Below are 19204 nucleotides of genomic sequence, written 5' to 3'. Positions count from 1 at the left end.
TGATGGCCTAAAAAAGTCGCCGAAGCTCACGAAACCTCCTCCTTTTCACTTATTGACGATCTTGATGCTGCACTTTGTTTTATCAATGCGCGTTTTGGACTCTGGAGCGCGAGAAATGGTGCATGCTCATCGCCATCCTCATCGCTATCGCTGCTTTTTTCATTGTTGTGGAACGCCTTTTCCTGGGGCGGAACTGCCGGTGGTGCGTGGGTGGTGGCGCAGGATCGTGATCATCAATGCGGTGCAGGCCGGGATCGTGGTGCTGGCAGGTGTGGCTTGGGATCGCTGGTTTCAGGAGTTCAGCGTGCTGCATCTATCCCGGGAGTTCTCTGCGCCGGTGGCGGCTGGGATTGCGTATGTGATTTCCACGTTGGTTTATTATGGATGGCATCGTTTGCGGCATGAGTCGGCTTTATTCTGGCGCTTGTGCCACCAGCTCCATCACTCCGCATCGCGGATCGAGGTGCTGACGAGCTTTTATAAGCACCCGTTGGAGATTGGGATCAATTCGGTCATCAGCGCGGCGCTGATTTATTGTCTATTAGGCTGTGATGCGACGGCTGGTGCCATCTATACGGCTCTGACGGCGGTGGCAGAGTATTTTTACCATTGGAACATCCGCACGCCGCGCTGGATCGGTCATTTCATCCAGAGGCCAGAGTCGCACCGGGTGCATCATCAGCGTGCGCGGCATAGCGGTAATTACGCAGACCTCCCAGTGTGGGACATGCTATTCGGTACTTTTGAAAATCCGCGTGAAAACCCGACGGAGTGCGGTTTCGAGATGCCTAGAGAGCAGATGTTCACGGAGATGCTGGCTTTCAAAGATGTTCATAAGTTGCCGCTGCCGCCGACCTGCATGGGCTGTGGCAAGCGCACAGCCTGCATGATGCAAAAAATGACCACTGAATCATGAAACGATACTTTTCACTCAGGGAGGTCGCTTCAGCGGTGGTGCTGATGATCGGCCTGACTCGCATGACAGGCTACTTTTTGGGAAATCAGGTGCTACAGGGCATCGGGGCTGTGAGCGGTGTTGCGCCGTTTACGAAGGTTTTTTGCTCCGCAGATGGGTATGAGGCCTTTACGGCTCGTTTTTGGCTGCGAGGTCAAAAAGCAGATGGTAGCACCGAGGAGCTGGAAATGACGCCAGAGCGCTATGCACGGCTGCGAGGTCCCTACATGCGAAGGAATGTGTATGGTGCGGCATTGGTCTTTGCGCCCAAGCTGCCGCAACCGCTGCGTGAGAGTCTGCACGCGAATGCTTTGCGTCCGCACTCGACGATGTGGCGGGAGCTGGGGCTGCCGGAGGACTGGATCAGTGCAACGATCCGCATACACGACCGTGAGGGCCAAGAATGGGATTTTTCCATCACTCCAAAGTCATGAACGCACGAGGCAATTCAGTTTTTCGCGTGGTGTTTGGTGCTTATTTGGTGCTGCACTTTGGTATGCTGGTGCCATATGCTGCGGAGTTATTTGGCTCTGCGGGATTGGTCCCCGATCCCGTGCTGAATCCATTGCATGGACTGTTTCCGAATCCGCTCGCGGTGTGGGACATTGCGACGCCGTGGTGCGTGGCGCTGACGCTGTTGGCTGGCTGCTTTATGCTTGGTTGGTGGCCGCGTATGGCGGCGCTATTGATGTGGTTTGGCAGTACAGCGTTGTTTCATCGCAATAATCTGACGGCGAACCCATCTCTGGCTTACTTGGGGCTCATGCTGGTGTTATGTGCTTTGGCGCGGCGAGATGGTTCATTGCCGCGCATGGCGCTGGTGTGTGCCTGGGTGCTGCTGGCGGTGGGCTATACTTTTAGCGGCATCACCAAGCTGGAGAGTGCGAGCTGGATCGATGGTAGTGCGATGATACGGCTGATGGAGAATCCACTAGTTCGTGATTGGTCTCCGCGTGTCTGGATGATGGCGCTGCCTGCGTGGATGCTGCAAATGCTGACTTGGGGCACCTTGGCGCTGGAGTTGCTTTTTCTGCCGCTATGCACTTTTGCCAATGGGAGAAAATGGGCCTGGATCGCTGCGGTGAGCATGCACTTGGGCATTTTGATGCTGGTTGATTTTGCTGACCTGACGCTGGGGATGCTGATGGTGCATTTGTTCGTCTTTGATGCCGCCTGGGTGCCTGCTCGGTGGCGTGCCACCAGCGGTTACCGATTCCTTTTTCTCTATGAAACGCACCCAACTGTCTCGTGACCATTTGATCATCCTCTTTTCACTCATGTGTGTGTGCTTAGCGAGCTGTCGCTCTTCGGATGCACCACTGCATGATGGTCGTGTGCCTTTCCGCTGGATGGAGTCGGTGCCAGCGGGCGGCGAAGCGGCTTTCTCGCTTTGCGGGATGCATTTGCCGGGGCACAAAGGCTCGCAGGAGATGATCGCCGCTGTGCGTGCGGGGGATGTGGTGGCTTTTCACATGAGCCATGCGGAAGCGCGGGCCTATTTGCGACGCGGAACGATCCAGAAGCTGCCATACGAGCTCTTTCGCTATGGCCATGTGGCGCTGGTAGTGCCGAGCGGTGGCGAGTGGCGGCTGCTACAGATCGCCATGGGCCAAAAGGCGGACATGAACTCTGGGCGTGAGTATTTGAAGGATAAATCGTGGTCGCTATTTCGTCCCAGGGCAGGGGATATTGATCTGGGGCGGCTCAGGGCATTTTGCCAAATCGTGACGGATGAAAAAGCGGCCGCCTACGACATGACCGCCACGCTGGGGCTGCGCAATCGTGGTCTGAAGCCCGATGAAGGCGATAATATCTCTCCACGCTACACCTGCGCGACGCTGGTCATCGCTGCGCTGCATTACGCAGGCTATCCGCTACGGGTTACACTCTGTGGCGGCGTGATGGACATCATCACGCCGGGCCAAGTAGTGCGTGCAAAGGTGGGCTTTAGGAAAGAGCCTTCACTTCAAAACCAGCGCGGTATTCGCGAGTGAGCAGGGCCAGAGCCTCGGGTGTCGCGGTGGGACCCGTGAAGGTCTCTGCGGCAGAGTCGATCTCGAGCATGGGACCCATTTTGATGTCGAGTGTGGCGGCATCGAGTTCATTGCGACCGAGGTGATCATGGAAGTCAGCGATGACGTCATTCCAGGGCTGGAAGTCTTTCAAAGCGGCCTCCGCTTGCTCCCGATTGAATTTCTGACCGAGACGGTAGCTGATGTTTGCCAGGTGGCACCAGGCGCTGGAGTAGTGGATGGCCTCGACTTCGGCCTTCAGGTCCGTTGGCTTGCGGCTGCGCATGGCGGCGATGAAATTGGCCGCGTGGGTCTTGCCGCCATCGCCTTTGAAGGTGTGGAGCTTTTTGCCTTCGGCATCGAAGGCGCTGCCACCGCCGCGATTGCCGGTGTAGTAACCGTCTTCACACTCGATGACCAGGAAGGCTGCCGTGCGGCGGCGCAGATACACATCAGGCGCATTCATGCCCTTCTGGCGTGGGAGATTGTGGAAATCGACGATCACAGGGATAGCCCCCGTGTCCATGTAGGCAAAGTGCGTGTTCGGTGTCTCGCCAGCATCATTCCAGCCGAAGCGGCCACCACCGGCGATGACACGCTTTGGCAGAGGCACTTGGTCACGGAAGACCACATTGCGCAGGTCATCGAGAATGTGCGGGCCCCAGTTGCCCATTTCGCCGTTGCCGGTGTTCCAGTCCCAATGCCAGTCGTAGTGGAATTTGTCGCGGAAGAGCGGCTCATCCTTCGCAGGCCCGAGCCATAGATCGTAATTCACGGTCGGCGGTGGCGTGAGCGGTGTGTCGCGTTTGCCGATGGTCTTGCGCATGCTGTAGTGATTGCAGCGCACGTATTTGATTTTTCCCAGCACGCCGCTGTCCAGGTAGGCTTTGATCTCGTCTTGAAGTGGGTCACTGCGCTGCTGCGTGCCGCCTTGGACAATGCGGTTGTGTTTGCGAGCGGCACGGACGAGCTGGCGGCCTTCCCAGATGGTATGCGACACGGGTTTTTCGACGTACACGTCTTTTCCGGCCTCCATGGCCCAGATCGCGGCGAGGACATGCCAATGATTCCCCGTTGAGACGATGACGCCGTCGATGGACTTGTCCTCCAGCACCTTGCGCAGGTCCTGCGTGGTCTGTGCATTCGGGTATTTCAGCTTTGCACGGTCGAGTGCGGCGGTGTCTGGATCACAGAGCCATGCGATCTCCACCCCGGGCAATGCTGCCATGCGTGCCGCATTGCCACTACCCTGGCCGCCGAGGCCGATGCTAGCGAGTCGGATTTTGTCATTGGCACCGAGAACGCGGCTGGCCGAGAGCGCGGTGAAAGCGAGAGATTGAGTGATGAATGTGCGGCGTGAGGACATGAGGTGAGAGGATGGAAAGTGGATTATTTGCGCAGATTTTCGTCCTAAAGTCAATATTCTGTGTGAAGCCCGCCTTCGCCGTCGCTTCTTGCTGCAGAGACGGCGATGGCAATGTGTCGTGAGCAAGCTGCCTAACGGCTAGAGCAATTTAAATAATACTATAACCGAAAGAGTTAAGGGCACCTCTGGAAACCTCCTTTCCCCAGGCAATTCATTGATTGAGAGCAAACATAGGCCATAAAAGGGGCCATGAAGCGCTACCGCAAGACAGAACGAGGCGGCGGACTGTTCTCCGCCATTGAACATGAGCAGGCCGTCGCCGCCAAAACCCTCGGCATCCTCAAGCTGCGCGACGTTATCTCTTGGGAAAGTTTCCGCCCGCTGCTCGAAGATCTCACTGGCTACGCCACCCGCGACTGGACCAAGGGCGGCAAGCCCCCGTTCGACCCGGTGCTGATGTTCAAAGTCCTTGTGCTACAGAAGTTCCACGGCCTCAGCGACGACGCCAAAACACTCTGGGACTTCAAGCAACGCATCGAAGAGGACGGTCGCGAAGGCGGTCGCAAACTCTTCGACACCTTCGGCCAGATGCTCGAAAGCAAAGGCATCGTCGCGCGAGAAGGCAGCATCGTGGACGCCAGCTTCACGGAAGCCCCACGCCAGCGCAACAGCCGCGAGGCGAACCAGCGCATCAAGCAGGGCGAACGCCCTGAAGAGTTCGACGAGAACCCCGCCGTGGGCCGCCAGAAAGACAGCGAAGCACGCTGGACGAAGAAGAACAACGAGTCGCACTACGGCTGGAAGAACCATGTGAAGGCCGACTTGAAAACCAAGATCATCCTGAACTCCACCACCACGCCAGCCAGCGTGCACGACAGTCAGGTGTTTGAAGGACTGCTTGATGACAAAGATCAGGCCGTGCTCGCCGACTCGGCCTATCACAGCGAGGAGCACGAGGCGCATCTCATCAAGATCAACGCGCAGGAGTTCCTGATGCGCAAAGCCACGCGAGGCCACCCGTTGAGCGAGAAAGAAATGCGCGCCAACCATACGATCAGCCGGATGCGTGTGAGGGTAGAGCACATCTTCGCGCGGATGGCGCAAATGGGAGCCGATCTATGTCGAAGCATCGGATTGAAACGAGCCACACAGCACAACCACCTCAGCAATCTGGTCTACAACATGGACCGCTATGCCTGTTTGGTTCGCTAAAGCATGCGAAAGCACCCGTAAAAGGTGATCAAAGCCAGAAAAGGCACCTACAAAGCCTCCAGAACCACCCAATCCCAGCGCCCCGAAGCGAAATAAGCCCTCTGCAAAACAAGACAGGAAGGTCGAAAAATCGTTTTTTCGCTCCCAAAAACGGACTTCAAAAAACACCCCCTATCCAGAGGTTTCCTCCAGTTGATGCGAGTCCCTTTTCGAAGATTTCTGACGTTTTCGACCAGTCAACCTCATGATTGCAAGGCACGTAGAAGAAATCGCTCGGGGTGATGTCCAAAAAGTTTGCGAGAGGCAGAAGAAAAAGCTCTCTGGCCAGCTTGAACTCCTCTTCATTGTTCTGGCCTTGGTTGATGATATCTCCGGTTATGCAAACCAAATCCGGGCGCAATCCTTTGCTTATTTGCTTCTTCAGGTCATCAAGCAAACCTGCTGCAACTGTTTCCAGCTAGACCCAATGCCGCTAAGCAAAAGGGTCGATGATGAGATCGTCGCTGGCTTGGAGAGAAGAGGTCGAGAGCAGGCGTGGCCATTTGCTCACGGGCTGTCGCACCTTGCGCTGGCAACTACGTCTTCGTCGCGCTGGCAACGCGGCTTGGGCGATTTGCTCTCGCGCTCGGCGCACCAGCACTCCTTGTGCCGCCTCGTCCATGAGGCCCTGCGCTGCCTCCAGCACCAGTAGCAGCGCTACGGTGTGCTCCAAACAGTGGCTCATGCTGATGCGCAGCGCTCCTGCCTGCCGGACTTCTTCATCCTCACTGCTCTGTGCGCAGGCTAGTCGCTCCTCAGCCACCAGTGAGCTGGCGATGAGGAGCGCGGCGAGTTCTTGCTGTGCTGTCTCAGTGCGTTGTGCGCTGAGCAAATGCCCTCCGTGAAGCACGAGCTTGAGTTCTTTGTAAAAGACTTCCTGTTCCCAGCGCTTCGCATACAACGTCAACAACTCACGCGCACTGCCCTGCTGCACGCTCAGGCTCGTCCACAGCCGCACCTTCACCCACTCTCCAGCGGCGTTGCGCACTCGCCCCACGATCTCGCGCACTGGCAACTCGCTCTGGCGCATCGGCGGATGTTTGCGCGGGCGGCCTCGCGCTTTGTTCGCCTCGGGTGTCTGCTTCTCGTCAGCTTTGGACGGAGCTGTTGTTGACGAGTCTGCGCATGGGCTCTCACGCTCGCGCAGACTCACCACCACCTCCGCACTGCCATCGGCATGCACGCTTTGCACTCGCACGGAGAGCTTTTGCCGCACTCGGACCAAAAGTGACTCTGCGTGCGCTGCGAATGTTTTTGCAGTTCTTTGAGCATCGGAGCCTGCCCGTAATAGCGGTCGGCGATGAGCAGGCTGCGAGGTTGGTAGCGCGGCGAGCAACGGATCGGCCAGCGATTTCTCATTGAGCGCACCCAGTGACATCGATACGGCCAGCGGTGCATGGGTGCCGAGCTCGACCAGCGTGCTCATGGAGAGCTTGGCAAAGGCTGCCTGCGCACGACGACTGCGGCTTTTGGGCACTTGGGCGTTGATCTGCACGGTGTTAAGCAGGTTCCACTGCCCACCGTCGATGCCGACCAAGCGCAGCCCGGCGAAAAACACGCTGGATGCCGCTGCTCACAGGCTAGCGGCACCAGGGAGTGGCGCATGCAGGCATCGAAAGCTTGGGTGGATATCTTCAAACGACGCTGGCTTAGCGCCGCGGGAGCCTGATGCGCACAGCAAAATAACGACCGATGATCTGCTGTAGGCTGCCGCAAGCGTGCAGACTTTGGGCGACCATGCCGGCGATGAGTTGCCAACCGAGAAGTTTGCGTCGCGGCCCTTGGTGCGTTGGCTCTGCCCGCAGTTCCTCGGGCAACTGCTCGACGCCGAGTTTTTTGCGGATGCGTGCAGAGAGATGATGTTCGTATCGCGGTGGGCTGGATGGCTTTACCATCTACCGCTAGTTGACTCAGCTACTCAGTTGTACAGCACTCTTTACGCTCCTCTTCGCTTTTTTGCTTAGCGGCATTGCAGCTAGACCGGTTCTCAAAAATAATGTCATATTGAGGCTGTACTTTTTAGAATTGCGGTAATTATTAATCCGGTAAATAGATAGCACGCATTATGAGGATGTGGTAATGGTGCGTCCGCATGAAAGAAGACGGACGCAAACTAAGCAAGGAACAACAGGTGGAAGCACGTCGCCGGGCGATGCTGCTGGCCAAAAAAGGCTGGAGTGAACATGACATTGCCGAGGCGGTGGGGGTGCATCCCCGCACTGTCCAGCAGTGGAAGCGGCACCAGCGCCAACACGGCACCGCAGCCCTGCTGTGCGACGAGCGCGGCAGGAAACATGGGGATAAACGGCTCATGAGCGCCGAGCAGGAGAAGGAAGTGCGCAGGCTCATCACCGACAGGTTGCCCGAGCAGTTGAAGCTGCCCTTTGCACTATGGACCCGCAAAGCTGTCGCCCAACTGCTGGACAAGCGCTTCGGGTTCAAGCTGCCCGTGCGCACCATGGGGCTGTATTTGAAGCGCTGGGGGTTCACACCCCAGAAGCCATTGAAGAAGGCCTACGAGCAGCGACCCAAGGAAGTCCAGGCGTGGCTGGAGCAGAAGTATCCGCAGATCGCAGCTCAGGCCAAGGCGGAAGGGGCCGAGATCTATTGGGGTGACCAGACCGGGGTCAACAACCAGCCCAATGCCGTGAGAGGCTACGCACCACGCGGAGAGACGCCCGAGATCAAGCAGATGTCCAAGCGCTTTGGTAGCTCGATGATGAGCGCGGTGAGCAACCGGGGGAGTTCGCGGTGGATGGTTTACAAAGGGGCACTGGACGCGCGGCTTCTCATCCGCTTTTTGGAGCGGATGGTTCGCTCGATGCAGGGGCGCAAAGTGTATCTCATCCTCGACAACCTGCGGGTGCATCACAGCAAGCCGGTGAAGGAGTGGCTGGAGCAGCATCAGGAGCAGATCGCGGTGCATCACCTGCCCAGCTACAGTCCAGAGCTCAATCCCGACGAGAGGCTCAACCGTGCGCTGAAAAGCAAACTGGGAGTGCTACCCGCCGCCCGGAGTGAGCGGGAGCTGCAAAAGCAGATCATCGGCCAGATGCGCTCATGCCAGAGGCTGCCAGAACAAGTCCGTGCCTTCTTTAAATCTGCCTCAACCCAATATGCAGCTTGATGTGCTATCTTAGTGCCGGATTAATAATAGGCGGCGGTGGCCCGCCCGTGCATCACACTCAATCTCGAAAACGCGACCTTGGAAGAGGTCGGCGTGGCGATGGATTGCTCACCCACGAAGAAGGGCTTTCGTCGGCTTCAAGCGCTGCGCTGGCTTTATGAAGGCAAGAGCCGCGAGCAAGTCGCTGACCTCTCAGGCTTCAGCCTGCGGCAGGTTTTGCGCTTCATCCAAGCCTTCAATCTCGCCGGCCTTGATGGTCTCATTCCCGGGTGTAGCAGCGGCCGTCGCCGAATCCTGCCCAAGGAACAAGTGAGCGGTAAAATCCTACCTCTCATCGAAGATCCGTCGCTGGCTGGATAGAGCCACTGGACTGCGGTGAAGTTGCACGGCTGGATCAAGCAGAACCTGCAAACGCAGCTCGGCTACAGCACCACCGTGCGCTATCTCCACGAGCACGATTACCGCCTCAAAGTTCCGCGCCCCTGGCCGCTCAACCAGGATGAGGACAAGCGCCAAGCCTTCTGCCAAAAGCTCCAGCGCTGGGTGGCCGATCCGAGCGTCGACCTGTGGTTCAGCGACGAAAGCGGCTTTGAAGGCGATCCGCGCCCGCGCCGCACCTGGACCAAGATCGGCAAGGTGCGCCACTCCCCGTATCTCGGTGAGCACATCCGCTACAATGTGTTTGGTGCCGTGCGGCCCAAAGATGGAAGGCTCGGCGCACTGCTCTTCAACCTATGCGACAGCGTCACTTTTCAGGTGTTCCTCGACACTCTGGCCGAAGAGAATCCGCACGTGGCAGGACGCCGCGCCATCCTGGTGCTCGACAACGCCTCATGGCACAAGACCAAGAGTCTTAACTGGCACCACTTTGAGCCCGAGTATCTGCCACCACGCTCGCCCGATCTCAAGGCCATCGAGCGTCTCTGGCTGCGCAGGAAGGCCGACTGGTTCAACGGCTGGATCGCCAAGACTTCCGAGCAACTTCAGGACCGTATCATCGAGTCCCTACGCTCTTTGTTCGACCAGCCATCCATCCTTCAGTCCCAGTGCCGCCCAAAGACGCGTTTATGACATTCTTTTTGAGAACCGGTCTAGACCCAATGCCGCTAAGCAAAAAAGCGAAGAGGAGCGAAAAGAGTGCTGTACAACTGAGTAGCTGAGTCAACTAGCGGTAGATGGTAAAGCCATCCAGCCCACCGCGATACGAACATCATCTCTCTGCACGCATCCGCAAAAAACTCGGCGTCGAGCAGTTGCCCGAGGAACTGCGGGCAGAGCCAACGCACCAAGGGCCGCGACGCAAACTTCTCGGTTGGCAACTCATCGCCGGCATGGTCGCCCAAAGTCTGCACGCTTGCGGCGGCCTACAGCAGATCATCGGTCGTTATTTTGCTGTGCGCATCAGGCTCCCGCGGCGCTAAGCCAGCGTCGTTTGAAGATATCCACCCAAGCTTTCGATGCCTGCATGCGCCACTCCCTGGTGCCGCTAGCCTGTGAGCAGCGGCATCCAGCGTGTTTTTTCGCCGGGCTGCGCTTGGTCGGCATCGACGGTGGGCAGTGGAACCTGCTTAACACCGTGCAGATCAACGCCCAAGTGCCCAAAAGCCGCAGTCGTCGTGCGCAGGCAGCCTTTGCCAAGCTCTCCATGAGCACGCTGGTCGAGCTCGGCACCCATGCACCGCTGGCCGTATCGATGTCACTGGGTGCGCTCAATGAGAAATCGCTGGCCGATCCGTTGCTCGCCGCGCTACCAGCTCGCAGCCTGCTCATCGCCGACCGCTATTACGGGCAGGCTCCGATGCTCAAAGAACTGCAAAAACATTCGCAGCGCACGCAGAGTCACTTTTTGGTCCGAGTGCGGCAAAAGCTCTCCGTGCGAGTGCAAAGCGTGCATGCCGATGGCAGTGCGGAGGTGGTGGTGAGTCTGCGCGAGCGTGAGAGCCCATGCGCAGACTCGTCAACAACAGCTCCGTCCAAAGCTGACGAGAAGCAGACACCCGAGGCGAACAAAGCGCGAGGCCGCCCGCGCAAACATCCGCCGATGCGCCAGAGCGAGTTGCCAGTGCGCGAGATCGTGGGGCGAGTGCGCAACGCCGCTGGAGAGTGGGTGAAGGTGCGGCTGTGGACGAGCCTGAGCGTGCAGCAGGGCAGTGCGCGTGAGTTGTTGGCGTTGTATGCGAAGCGCTGGGAACAGGAAGTCTTTTACAAAGAACTCAAGCTCGTGCTTCACGGAGGGCATTTGCTCAGCGCACAACGCACCGAGACAGCACAGCAAGAACTCGCCGCGCTCCTCATCGCCAGCTCACTGGTGGCTGAGGAGCGACTAGCCTGCGCACAGAGCAGTGAGGATGAAGAAGTCCGGCAGGCAGGAGCGCTGCGCATCAGCATGAGCCACTGTTTGGAGCACACCGTAGCGCTGCTACTGGTGCTGGAGGCAGCGCAGGGCCTCATGGACGAGGCGGCACAAGGAGTGCTGGTGCGCCGAGTGCGAGAGCAAATCGCCCAAGCCGCGTTGCCAGCGCGACGAAGACGTAGTTGCCAGCGCAAGGTGCGACAGCCCGTGAGCAAATGGCCACGCCTGCTCTCGACCTCTTCTCTCCAAGCCAGCGACGATCTCATCATCGACCCTTTTGCTTAGCGGCATTGGGTCTAGGCGTCATCTGGTGTGATGGCCAGTGCGGCTTCATAGGCATCCAGGGCGTCCTGTGCACGGCCAAAGAGCAGGAGGCAGTCTCCACGGCGGTTGTGAGCCTTCGCGGCGAGGGCGTTTTTCTTTTCATGCGCTGCGGGGATGCAGTCCTCCAGCGCCTCTAGGACGCCTTCACATGTCTGTTGAGCGGATTCCACGGCGGGGCCGGGCTCGGTTTGGTCTTTGAGGGTGTTTTTGACGTTTTCGAGCAGTGTTTCCATTGGGGCGATGGCGTAGTCACCGGCTCCACGCGTAGCGGCGAGTGCGTGCAGCGCTGTGAGGCATTCTTGCGTCTTGGCGGCTGCTGCTAGGCGTGTGATGGTTGCGAGATCTGGCACTGCGACGGGTGGTGAAGCTGGCATGCTGGAAGGGGCTGCGGTGGGGGCTGATTCTGGTGCTTGTCCGGCGAGGTAGATGTCTTCGCCGATGAGGCGGGAGTACTCGGCTGGAATCTGTGAGCCGCTGCTGCGCTCTAGCACGCCAGCGCGGGTGCGTTTGAATACCTGCTCGATGGTGAGCCCTGGGGTTAGCATGTGTTTGAGCAGCTCTTCGGTGTAGAGGCCGTTGGTGCCTTGGCCGTCATTGGCGGTGTGGCCTGCATCGGTGGAAAAGGCGATGAGGGAGCCTGCGGGCGGTTTCATCTCGCGGAGTCCGCCTGCGGCTGTGGCGGCGTCTCGTGCCTGTGGATCACGGGCGATGGGCGTGACACGGCAGGCATCGAGGATGACGAGGTTGCAGTGTGCACCGGCAGCGCTCATCTCAGCCACGGCTTGCTCCGCATTGAATAGCCGTGTTTCTGCAAGCATGCGCAGCGCGGTGCCCTCTGCGGAGCCGGGATCGTAGCCGCTTTTCACGGGTATGAGGTAGTTCGAGCCACTGACTGTGATGCCGTGGCCTGCGTAATAAAAGAGCGCCACCTCTGCGCCTGCACTCTTGCGCCGGAATGCGCTCACGGCTTCCAGCAGTTCGCTACGCGTGACATTGTGCTCCTCTAGTACGGTGAAGCCGAGGCTGCGTAGGGCCTTGGCCACAGCTTTGGCATCGTTGACCGGATTGCGCAGGGGACCGACGGCGGTCTCATACCGCGCATTACCGATGACGAGTGCCGTCCGCGTGCTCTGGGCCACAGCAGGTGTGGCGAGAAATGCGGCTAGGAGCATGAAAAGTCGTGCGTGGCTCATGCGCGGGAGTTTTGGACCTACGGCAAAAAACGAAAGAGAAAAAACCTGCGCCGCAGGGAAGTTCGAGTTTTGATTTTTATGCGCATCTCGGCCAGTCTGATGATCCGCGATGAATAAAACTCTGTTTCTTCCGCTTCTGCCGCTTTTCAGTGTGATGAGCTGCACCACACCACCGCCTCCAGCACCGCAGGAGGTGCCACGACTCGTCGCGGGTGATCCAGCGGCTCCATCCCAGGTGACTCCGCAGGAGGCACTCGGGATCGCTCAGAGCTACACCGCGCATGCATGGCAGCCTTTTGCGAAAAACATCCTCCACGCGGCAGACAAGGCAGGCGTGCAGGTGCATACGCCTGATATTGGCCACGAGCCCGCTCACGAACGACGTGGCTGGTGGGTGCCGGGGCAGGTGAATGAGGGCATTCCATACAAGTGGGGTGGCTTTGATGATCCTGCCTCCTTTGATGCGGCCATAGCGAATGGTCTGGCGGCTGGAGATGTCTCCTCGCCCGCAAAACGCCGTGCAGACAACGCTGGCGTGAGCAAGCAAGCAGCGGGCGTGGATTGCAGCGGCTTCGTCTCTCGCTGTCTGAAGCTGCCACGCGTGCATGACACGTCCCAACTGCCCTCTGTGTGCGATGAATTGCCCTCCATCAGCGATTTGCAGCCGGGGGATATTTTGAATATCCCGCGTCGTCATGTGCTGCTGTGCGCTGGCTGGGCAGACACGCAGCGCACCTGGCTCTATTATTACGAGACTGGCGGCGGTCCCGATTTCTGGCGGCCAGGGCTGAAGCAGGCACCGCTGGAGGCCCTGATCGCTCTCGGTTACAAGCCGCTGCGCTACAAAGGCATGGCACGCGAGGAGACTCCTCCTGGCAAGCAGCCGCGTGAAGTGCTCACTCGCTCGATCAAGGCGACCGCCACACGCGTCACGCAGCCGACGATCGGAGAGCCGTGATGAGGTGATTCTGGAGCTACCGAGCGCGGCGGCTAGCTCTGGCTTTCTCACGCCATTTCAGGAACGAAGTGCTCAGTTCTCAGTGCTCAGTGGCAACCACCAGGAGCAAATCAACTGACCACTAAGCACTAAGCACTCCGGCGAGGCGGACACGAAAACAGACTGAGGTGTTTTTTACCCAGAGTGTGAGAAATGCAGGCTAGCTCTGGCTTTCGGTCTCATTTTCTGCCTTCAGGCCTGGCAGGGCAGGGGCCTTGTCTGCGTAGCGGTCAAAGCGATTGGAGAGGATCAGCAATGTCGGAGCCCAGAGGCCGATGAAGATGCCAAAGCGCTCTGCGTGTGCCTGCTCATCGGGTGAGTCACCATTGAGGAACCACCAGATCCAGATGGAGAGCAGAATGGAGAAGATTCCGGCCTGGAAGCAGAGAGTATTGAGTGTGCGGCAGATGGAGGGATTCATATCGAGGCAAGTTGCCATGCAAAACCAGCCTGCGGCAAGTCGCCACCGATTTGATCGCAATAGCGGCCCATCAAATCGCACGTCTTGACCAGCTAGCGGCACAGACTTACATCCACCCGTATGAAACCCCACATAGGAGTCCTCGGACTCGGCATCATCGGCAGTCGCGTCACAGAGAATCTGCGCCAAGCAGGTCACGAAGTCTTCGTCTGGAGTCGCAGCGCCCGCTCGGTGCCGAACTTCCTCGCTTCACCGCGTGAGGTGGCAGAGTCCGCTGGCATCATCCAGATCTTCGTCCGAGACAGCGCAGCCCTGCTGGAGGCCATCACCGACATGCTGCCCGCGCTGCGGCCAGGGCACCTCGTCATGAATCACGCCACGGTGAGCAAAAAAGCCACCCTGGAGGCCGCGCGGCTAGTCGAGTCCACCGGAGCAGCCTTTCTCGATGCACCCTTCACGGGTAGCAAGATGGCTGCGCAGAATGGCAAGCTCTGTTACTACATCGGCGGCCCAGATTTGCTGCTGGAGCGTGCACGGCCCGTGCTGGAGGCCAGCGCGGCCAAAATCATCCCTCTCGGCCAAGTCGGTGATGCCATGGTGCTGAAAATCGTCACGAACCTGGTCTCCGCCGTGATCGTGGAGGCCGTGGCAGAGGCTGCCGCCATCACACAGGCACACGGCATTCACCTGGAGCGTCTGCATACCGCACTGGAGTCGAATGCGAACTACTCCACCCTCATCGGCATGAAGCTGCCCGCCATCATGAAAGGCGACTTCGAGCCACACTTCAGCCTGCGGAACATGCTGAAGGATGCCGACTTCGCCCGTGAGCTAGCGGCAGAGGCCAGCATCCAGGCTCCGGCGCTGGACTGCACCGCTGCGGCCATGCGCCGTGGTGTGGAGGCTGGAGAGGGCGATCTCGATTTCAGCGTCATCGGTCGGCGCTAAGGGCACACGCTTCTCAAACTTGACGCCCCCTATCCCTCCACCGTAGCGAAACCCATGCTCCGCCTGCTCCTCCTGCTCTCCCTCCCGCTCTTCATCGCCGATCAACTTAGCAAAAGCTACATCGCCGATCACTTCCAGCTCTACGCCAATGAGCAGGAGATCATCCCCGGCATTTTTTGGCTGCATCACGCTGCGAATACCGGCATGGCCTTTGGCATCCTGAATGGCTCTGCGTATGCGAACTACATCTTCACCGTCATCTACATCGCCGCATTGTTCTTTATCTGGACGATGCATCGCAAAGGCATGTTTCCCGGCTGGATGAGCCGTCTGGCCGCTGCGCTCATCGTCTCCGGCATCTTTGGGAATTTCACAGATCGCCTGTTCCGCTCCTCAGAGAGTGGGAAGCTCTTCCAGGGCACCTTCCTCGATGGCTACGTGGTGGATTTTTTGAAGTTCGATCTCGGATTCGCTCCATTTCATCCCTGGCCCTCTTTTAATGTCGCAGACTCCTGTGTCGTCTGTGCGGCCATTTTGCTCGTGCTCTCGACTTTTTTCGAGAAACCGCCAGAAAAGGCCACCGCGTGATTTGCGGCGCAGGATTCCGGCGTTTAAAGAGGCCCGCACGCACATGAAACCTGCCTCTCTCGCCTTACTCCTCGCTCTCTGCCCCACGCTCCACGCCGCGCCGAAGTGGATCGAAGCGGAATCCTTTACCAATCCAGGCGGCTGGGTGCTCGACACGCAGTTCATTGACGTGATGGGCTCGCCCTACCTCATGGCACACGGCATGGGCAAAGTGGTCAAAGACGCCGAAACGGAAATCGAGCTCCCTGCGGGCGAGTACACCCTCTGGGCACGCACGAAGAACTGGGTCGGCCCCTGGGATGCTCCAGGAGCACCGGGCCGCTTCCAGATCGCGGTGAATGGCGAGACGCTGAAGCATGAGTTCGGTGCCACGGGCAAAGATTGGCAGTGGGAAAAGGCCGGGCCGGTCAAAATCGACGGCAAAGCCAAAATCACGCTCAAAGACCTCACCGGCTTTGATGGCCGCGTGGACGCCATCGTGCTCAGTGATGACGCCAGCTTCACGCCGAGCACCGAGATGCGCAAAAAGATGCTCGGTTTGCCTGAGAAGGCTCCTGAAAGCAGCGAATACGACCTCGTCGTTGTCGGTGGCGGCTACTCCGGCATGGGCGCGGCCATTTCCGGTGCACGCCAGGGATTGAAGGTCGCCTTCATCCAGAATCGCCCCGTGCTCGGTGGCAATGGATCGAGCGAAATCCAGGTCTGGGCCATGGGCGGCACACGTCGCGGCCTGTATCCGCATCTTGGCGAAATCATCGAAGAATTCGCCGACCGCGCCAGCAACAGTCCCGCCGCTGATCCGCAGGAATTCAACGACAAGCTCAAGGAAGACACCGTCAAGGCAGAGAAGACGATCGAGCTATTCCTCAATACGCACGTCTATGGCGTAGAGATGAGCGCGGATAAAAAGAACATCCGCAGCGTCACCGGCCTCGATACCAAGACGGGCAAAGAAACCCGCTTCGTCGGCAAGCTCTTCGTCGATTGCACTGGCCACGGCAGCGTGGGTGCTCTCGCAGGTGCGGAGTTCATGATGGAAGAAAAAGGCCGCATGGGCATGAGCAACATGTGGGTCATGCAGAACCTCAAAAAGCCCGTCACCTGGCCCGCCACGCCCTGGGCACTGCCTTTGAAGCTCGAAGACTTCCCAGAGCCGAAAGCGCTTGCCCCCGTCGGCAAAAAGAACGCCGCCAACCAATCCGGCTACGACCTCGGCTACAATCCCGTGCCGAATCCTGAGGACTACGTCCACGGCGAGTGGTTCTGGGAAAGCGGCTTCGACAAGCACCCCATCAACGACCTCGAGCTCATCCGCGATCACAACTTCCGCGCCGTCTATGGAGCCGTCTCCGCCTTGAAGACCCTCAAAGCCGAAGCCTACGCCCAGCACGATCTCACCTGGCTCGCCTACATTGGTGGCCCGCGTGAAAGCCGCCGCATCGTCGGTGATCTCATCCTCAATGGCGAAGACATGGTCAAAGGCGTCATCCACCCCGATGGCTGCGTGCCCACCACCTGGGACCAAGACCTCCACTACCCGAAGCAGGAGTACATGAAAAACTTCCCCGACAATCCCTTCATCAGCCGCGCCGAGTTTGGTAAGCACACCGACCGCAAAAACGGCTACCCTGTGCCCTACCGCTGCTTTTACAGCAAAGACATCGGGAATCTCTTCATGGCCGGCCGCACCATCAGCGTCGAGCGCCACGCCCTCGGCTCCACCCGCGTCATGCGCACCTGCGGCATGATGGGCGAAGTCGTCGGCAAAGCCGCCTGGATCTGCGTGCGCCACCACACCAGCCCACGTGGCGTCTATGAGCAGTATCTCGACATCTTGAAGGACCTCATGTCCCAGCCCGGAGCCATGCGCCGCGACACGCTCGAAGGCAGCCTCTACCTGCCCCAGAACGCCAAAAAGCTGCCCGATACTGCCCTTTCCTCTGACAGCATCGACCCCAAAAAACTCGACGGCATTGTCATCGACGACAAAGAAGCCGAGCTGAACGGCAAATGGGCCCACGGCGAAGGCTTGAAGCCCTACATCGGCGATCACTACAGCTACGGAGCCGACAAAGACGCCAGTGCCCGCTTCGCCTTCAGCGTCAAAGAAACCGGCAAATACGAAGTCCGCATCTACTTCCAGCCCCACGCCAACCGCGCCAAAACCGCCCCCGTCACCGTCCTCAGCACCGACGGCGAAAAAGTCATCACTGTCGATCAATCCAAGCCCGCCAACGGCAAACAAGGAGCCCACACCCTCGGCACTTTCACCTTCACCGCAGGCGAAGAAGCCGCCGTCATCTTCCGCACCGCCGGAGCCGGTGGAAACGTGCACCTGGATGCCGTGCAGGTCGTTCCGGCGAAGTGATGCTCCTCGCTAGAATGAGGAAGGAATGCGGCAGCCTGTTGGCCGTCGAGATTTCGGGGGCTTCCCCTCGCCTATCGAAGCGAAACCATTTCCAAAAGAACTCCATTTTCGCGACAGCGTCGTGGAGTGCGGTGGCATAGGTGCAAGGGCACCTTGCATCGGCGACACCGCTGTCGAGCGATCAAAAGGGTGTCCGAGGTCGAAGTGAGCACTCCGGCTAGCGACAGCGGTGTCGCGCCTAGGCTTGCCACACGCACTCCACGACGCTGCCGCGTTCTTCGGGCTGCGCCTAAGCGTGATCTATTTTTGATGCACCGACTTCCCAGATGAAGCTAATCCTCCCGTGCTTCGGCGATGTGGGAGCGGTACCAGGCGTAGGTGGATGCGACGCCGTCGCGGAAGGGGATCTTCGAGTGCCAGCCCATGTTGGAGAGTCTTGTGACATCCAGTAGGCGACGTGGGTTGCCGTCTGGCTTGCTGGTGTCCCAGACGATTTTGCCACGGAAGCCGGTGACTTCTTGGAGCACCTCGGCGGCCTCGCGGATACGGATTTCTTCGCCGCAGCCGACGTTCACGATTTCTTCACCGTTGTAGTTTTCGAGCAAGAAGGCGCAGGCGTCTGCGAGGTCGTCGCAGTGCATGAATTCACGGCTCGGGCTGCCGGTGCCCCAGAGAGTCACTTCTGCGCGGTCCTGTGTGGCAGCCTCATGGAATTTCCGCATCAGCGATGGCAGCACATGGGAATGATCTGGGTGGAAGTTATCGCCTGGGCCATAGAGGTTCGCGGGCATGGCGGTGATGAAGTCTGCGCCAAATTGCCGCCGGTAGGCCTGACAGAGGGTGATGCCGGCGATTTTCGCCACGGAGTAGGGCATGTTGGTGGTCTCCATGGGGCCGGTGAGCAGTGAATCCTCCCGCAGCGGCATGGGGGCCGTTTTGGGGTAGATGCAGGTGCTGCCGAGGAAGAGGAGCTTTTTCACGCCGCAGGTGTGGCAGGCTTCGATGACGGCATTTTGGATTTTGAGGTTCTCCAGGAGGAAAACGACTGGCATGGCGGCATTTGCGCCGATGCCGCCGACCTTTGCGGCGGCGAGGATGACGTATTCTGGCCGCTCTTTTTCAAAAAAGGCCTGCACCGCCAGAGGATCACGCAGATCGAGTTCTTCGCGTCCCCGAGTGAGGATTTCCCAATCGGGCAGTTTTTGATAATGGCGGACGAGGGCACCGCCTACGAGCCCACGATGGCCGGCGATGAAGATGCGTTTCGGTTTGATCATGCGTTGAAGTAAAAAAGGCCCCGT

General features: G+C 58.9%; 20 protein-coding genes and 1 pseudogene. 14 read left to right on the top strand and 7 right to left on the bottom strand.

Annotation, left to right across the window (positions count from 1 at the left end):
* Positions 1-122 precede the first annotated feature (122 nt).
* The 4 genes and pseudogenes from IPK32_04785 (at position 123) to IPK32_04770 (ending at position 2949) form a co-directional block, all read left to right on the top strand.
* Positions 123-916, top strand: a pseudogene (locus tag IPK32_04785) (sterol desaturase family protein).
* The gene (locus IPK32_04780) at positions 913-1389 is read left to right on the top strand and encodes a hypothetical protein (GenBank protein MBK8091311.1); all 477 of its coding nucleotides are present in this window, start codon (positions 913-915) and stop codon (positions 1387-1389) included. Before IPK32_04785 ends, IPK32_04780 begins: the two are co-directional and overlap by 4 nt.
* Entirely contained in the window at positions 1386-2207 is an 822-nt protein-coding gene (locus tag IPK32_04775; protein ID MBK8091310.1) for an HTTM domain-containing protein, read from the top strand. The genes IPK32_04780 and IPK32_04775 overlap by 4 nt, the downstream gene beginning before the upstream one ends.
* The gene (locus IPK32_04770; GenBank protein ID MBK8091309.1) at positions 2182-2949 is read left to right on the top strand and encodes a hypothetical protein; all 768 of its coding nucleotides are present in this window, start codon (positions 2182-2184) and stop codon (positions 2947-2949) included. The genes IPK32_04775 and IPK32_04770 overlap by 26 nt, the downstream gene beginning before the upstream one ends.
* Here the strand turns inward: IPK32_04770 and IPK32_04765 are convergent.
* On the bottom strand, positions 2903-4333 hold the full coding sequence (locus IPK32_04765) for a Gfo/Idh/MocA family oxidoreductase (protein ID MBK8091308.1): 1431 nt from the start codon (positions 4331-4333) through the stop codon (positions 2903-2905). The two genes, IPK32_04770 and IPK32_04765, sit on opposite strands and share 47 nt — an antisense overlap.
* A 249-nt stretch (positions 4334-4582) precedes the next feature.
* Here IPK32_04765 and IPK32_04760 point away from each other — a divergent pair, with 249 nt between their 5' ends.
* Entirely contained in the window at positions 4583-5545 is a 963-nt protein-coding gene (locus IPK32_04760; GenBank protein MBK8091307.1) for an IS5 family transposase, read from the top strand.
* Between the two features lie 157 nt (positions 5546-5702).
* On the opposite strand, the gene IPK32_04755 is transcribed toward IPK32_04760, so the two are convergent.
* The 3 genes from IPK32_04755 to IPK32_04745 form a co-directional block, all read right to left on the bottom strand.
* Entirely contained in the window at positions 5703-5981 is a 279-nt protein-coding gene (locus IPK32_04755; protein MBK8091306.1) for a metallophosphoesterase, read from the bottom strand.
* A 36-nt stretch (positions 5982-6017) separates the two neighbouring features.
* Entirely contained in the window at positions 6018-7142 is a 1125-nt protein-coding gene (locus IPK32_04750) for a hypothetical protein (GenBank protein ID MBK8091305.1), read from the bottom strand.
* Between the two features lie 91 nt (positions 7143-7233).
* Positions 7234-7479 (bottom strand): hypothetical protein, encoded by a 246-nt coding sequence (locus tag IPK32_04745; protein MBK8091304.1) that lies wholly within the window; start codon positions 7477-7479, stop codon positions 7234-7236.
* Positions 7480-7676: 197 nt separating this feature from the next.
* Here IPK32_04745 and IPK32_04740 point away from each other — a divergent pair, with 197 nt between their 5' ends.
* The 5 genes from IPK32_04740 (at position 7677) to IPK32_04720 (ending at position 11349) form a co-directional block, all read left to right on the top strand.
* Positions 7677-8711 carry an IS630 family transposase gene (locus tag IPK32_04740; GenBank protein MBK8091303.1) on the top strand — a complete coding sequence of 345 codons (1035 nt, stop codon included), beginning with the start codon at positions 7677-7679 and terminating at the stop codon, positions 8709-8711.
* Positions 8712-8747: 36 nt separating this feature from the next.
* Positions 8748-9071, top strand: coding sequence for a helix-turn-helix domain-containing protein (locus tag IPK32_04735; GenBank protein MBK8091302.1), 324 nt, complete (start codon positions 8748-8750; stop codon positions 9069-9071).
* Positions 9072-9086: 15 nt separating this feature from the next.
* Entirely contained in the window at positions 9087-9782 is a 696-nt protein-coding gene (locus tag IPK32_04730) for an IS630 family transposase (GenBank protein ID MBK8091301.1), read from the top strand.
* Positions 9783-9886: 104 nt separating this feature from the next.
* Positions 9887-10132 (top strand): hypothetical protein, encoded by a 246-nt coding sequence (locus IPK32_04725; GenBank protein MBK8091300.1) that lies wholly within the window; start codon positions 9887-9889, stop codon positions 10130-10132.
* 11 nt (positions 10133-10143) lie between these two features.
* Positions 10144-11349 carry an IS4 family transposase gene (locus IPK32_04720; protein MBK8091299.1) on the top strand — a complete coding sequence of 402 codons (1206 nt, stop codon included), beginning with the start codon at positions 10144-10146 and terminating at the stop codon, positions 11347-11349.
* Between the two features lie 11 nt (positions 11350-11360).
* Here IPK32_04720 and IPK32_04715 read toward each other — a convergent pair whose 3' ends face one another.
* A complete protein-coding gene (locus IPK32_04715; GenBank protein MBK8091298.1) occupies positions 11361-12581 on the bottom strand; it encodes a caspase family protein in 1221 nt (406 codons plus the stop codon).
* Positions 12582-12690: 109 nt separating this feature from the next.
* Between IPK32_04715 and IPK32_04710 the strand changes: the two genes are divergently transcribed.
* Entirely contained in the window at positions 12691-13539 is an 849-nt protein-coding gene (locus tag IPK32_04710; protein ID MBK8091297.1) for a hypothetical protein, read from the top strand.
* A 199-nt stretch (positions 13540-13738) separates the two neighbouring features.
* Here IPK32_04710 and IPK32_04705 read toward each other — a convergent pair whose 3' ends face one another.
* Complete coding sequence (locus IPK32_04705; GenBank protein MBK8091296.1) at positions 13739-13999, bottom strand: hypothetical protein; 261 nt, start codon at positions 13997-13999, stop codon at positions 13739-13741.
* 120 nt (positions 14000-14119) lie between these two features.
* Here IPK32_04705 and IPK32_04700 point away from each other — a divergent pair, with 120 nt between their 5' ends.
* From IPK32_04700 to IPK32_04690, 3 genes are read left to right on the top strand one after another with little or no spacing between them, the layout of a single operon-like run.
* Complete coding sequence (locus IPK32_04700; GenBank protein ID MBK8091295.1) at positions 14120-14947, top strand: NAD(P)-dependent oxidoreductase; 828 nt, start codon at positions 14120-14122, stop codon at positions 14945-14947.
* Between the two features lie 54 nt (positions 14948-15001).
* Positions 15002-15535 (top strand): signal peptidase II, encoded by a 534-nt coding sequence (gene lspA / locus IPK32_04695; GenBank protein ID MBK8091294.1) that lies wholly within the window; start codon positions 15002-15004, stop codon positions 15533-15535.
* A 43-nt stretch (positions 15536-15578) separates the two neighbouring features.
* Positions 15579-17903, top strand: a complete 2325-nt coding sequence (locus tag IPK32_04690) for an FAD-dependent oxidoreductase (protein MBK8091293.1) — start codon at positions 15579-15581, stop codon at positions 17901-17903.
* A 332-nt stretch (positions 17904-18235) separates the two neighbouring features.
* Here IPK32_04690 and IPK32_04685 read toward each other — a convergent pair whose 3' ends face one another.
* Complete coding sequence (locus IPK32_04685; protein MBK8091292.1) at positions 18236-19177, bottom strand: GDP-L-fucose synthase; 942 nt, start codon at positions 19175-19177, stop codon at positions 18236-18238.
* Positions 19178-19204 lie beyond the last annotated feature (27 nt).

This window comes from Verrucomicrobiaceae bacterium, from assembly GCA_016713035.1.
GTDB lineage: Bacteria > Verrucomicrobiota > Verrucomicrobiia > Verrucomicrobiales > Verrucomicrobiaceae > Prosthecobacter.
Note: the sequence above shows the minus strand (reverse complement) of the source record. Positions and strands in the feature narration are given on the sequence as shown.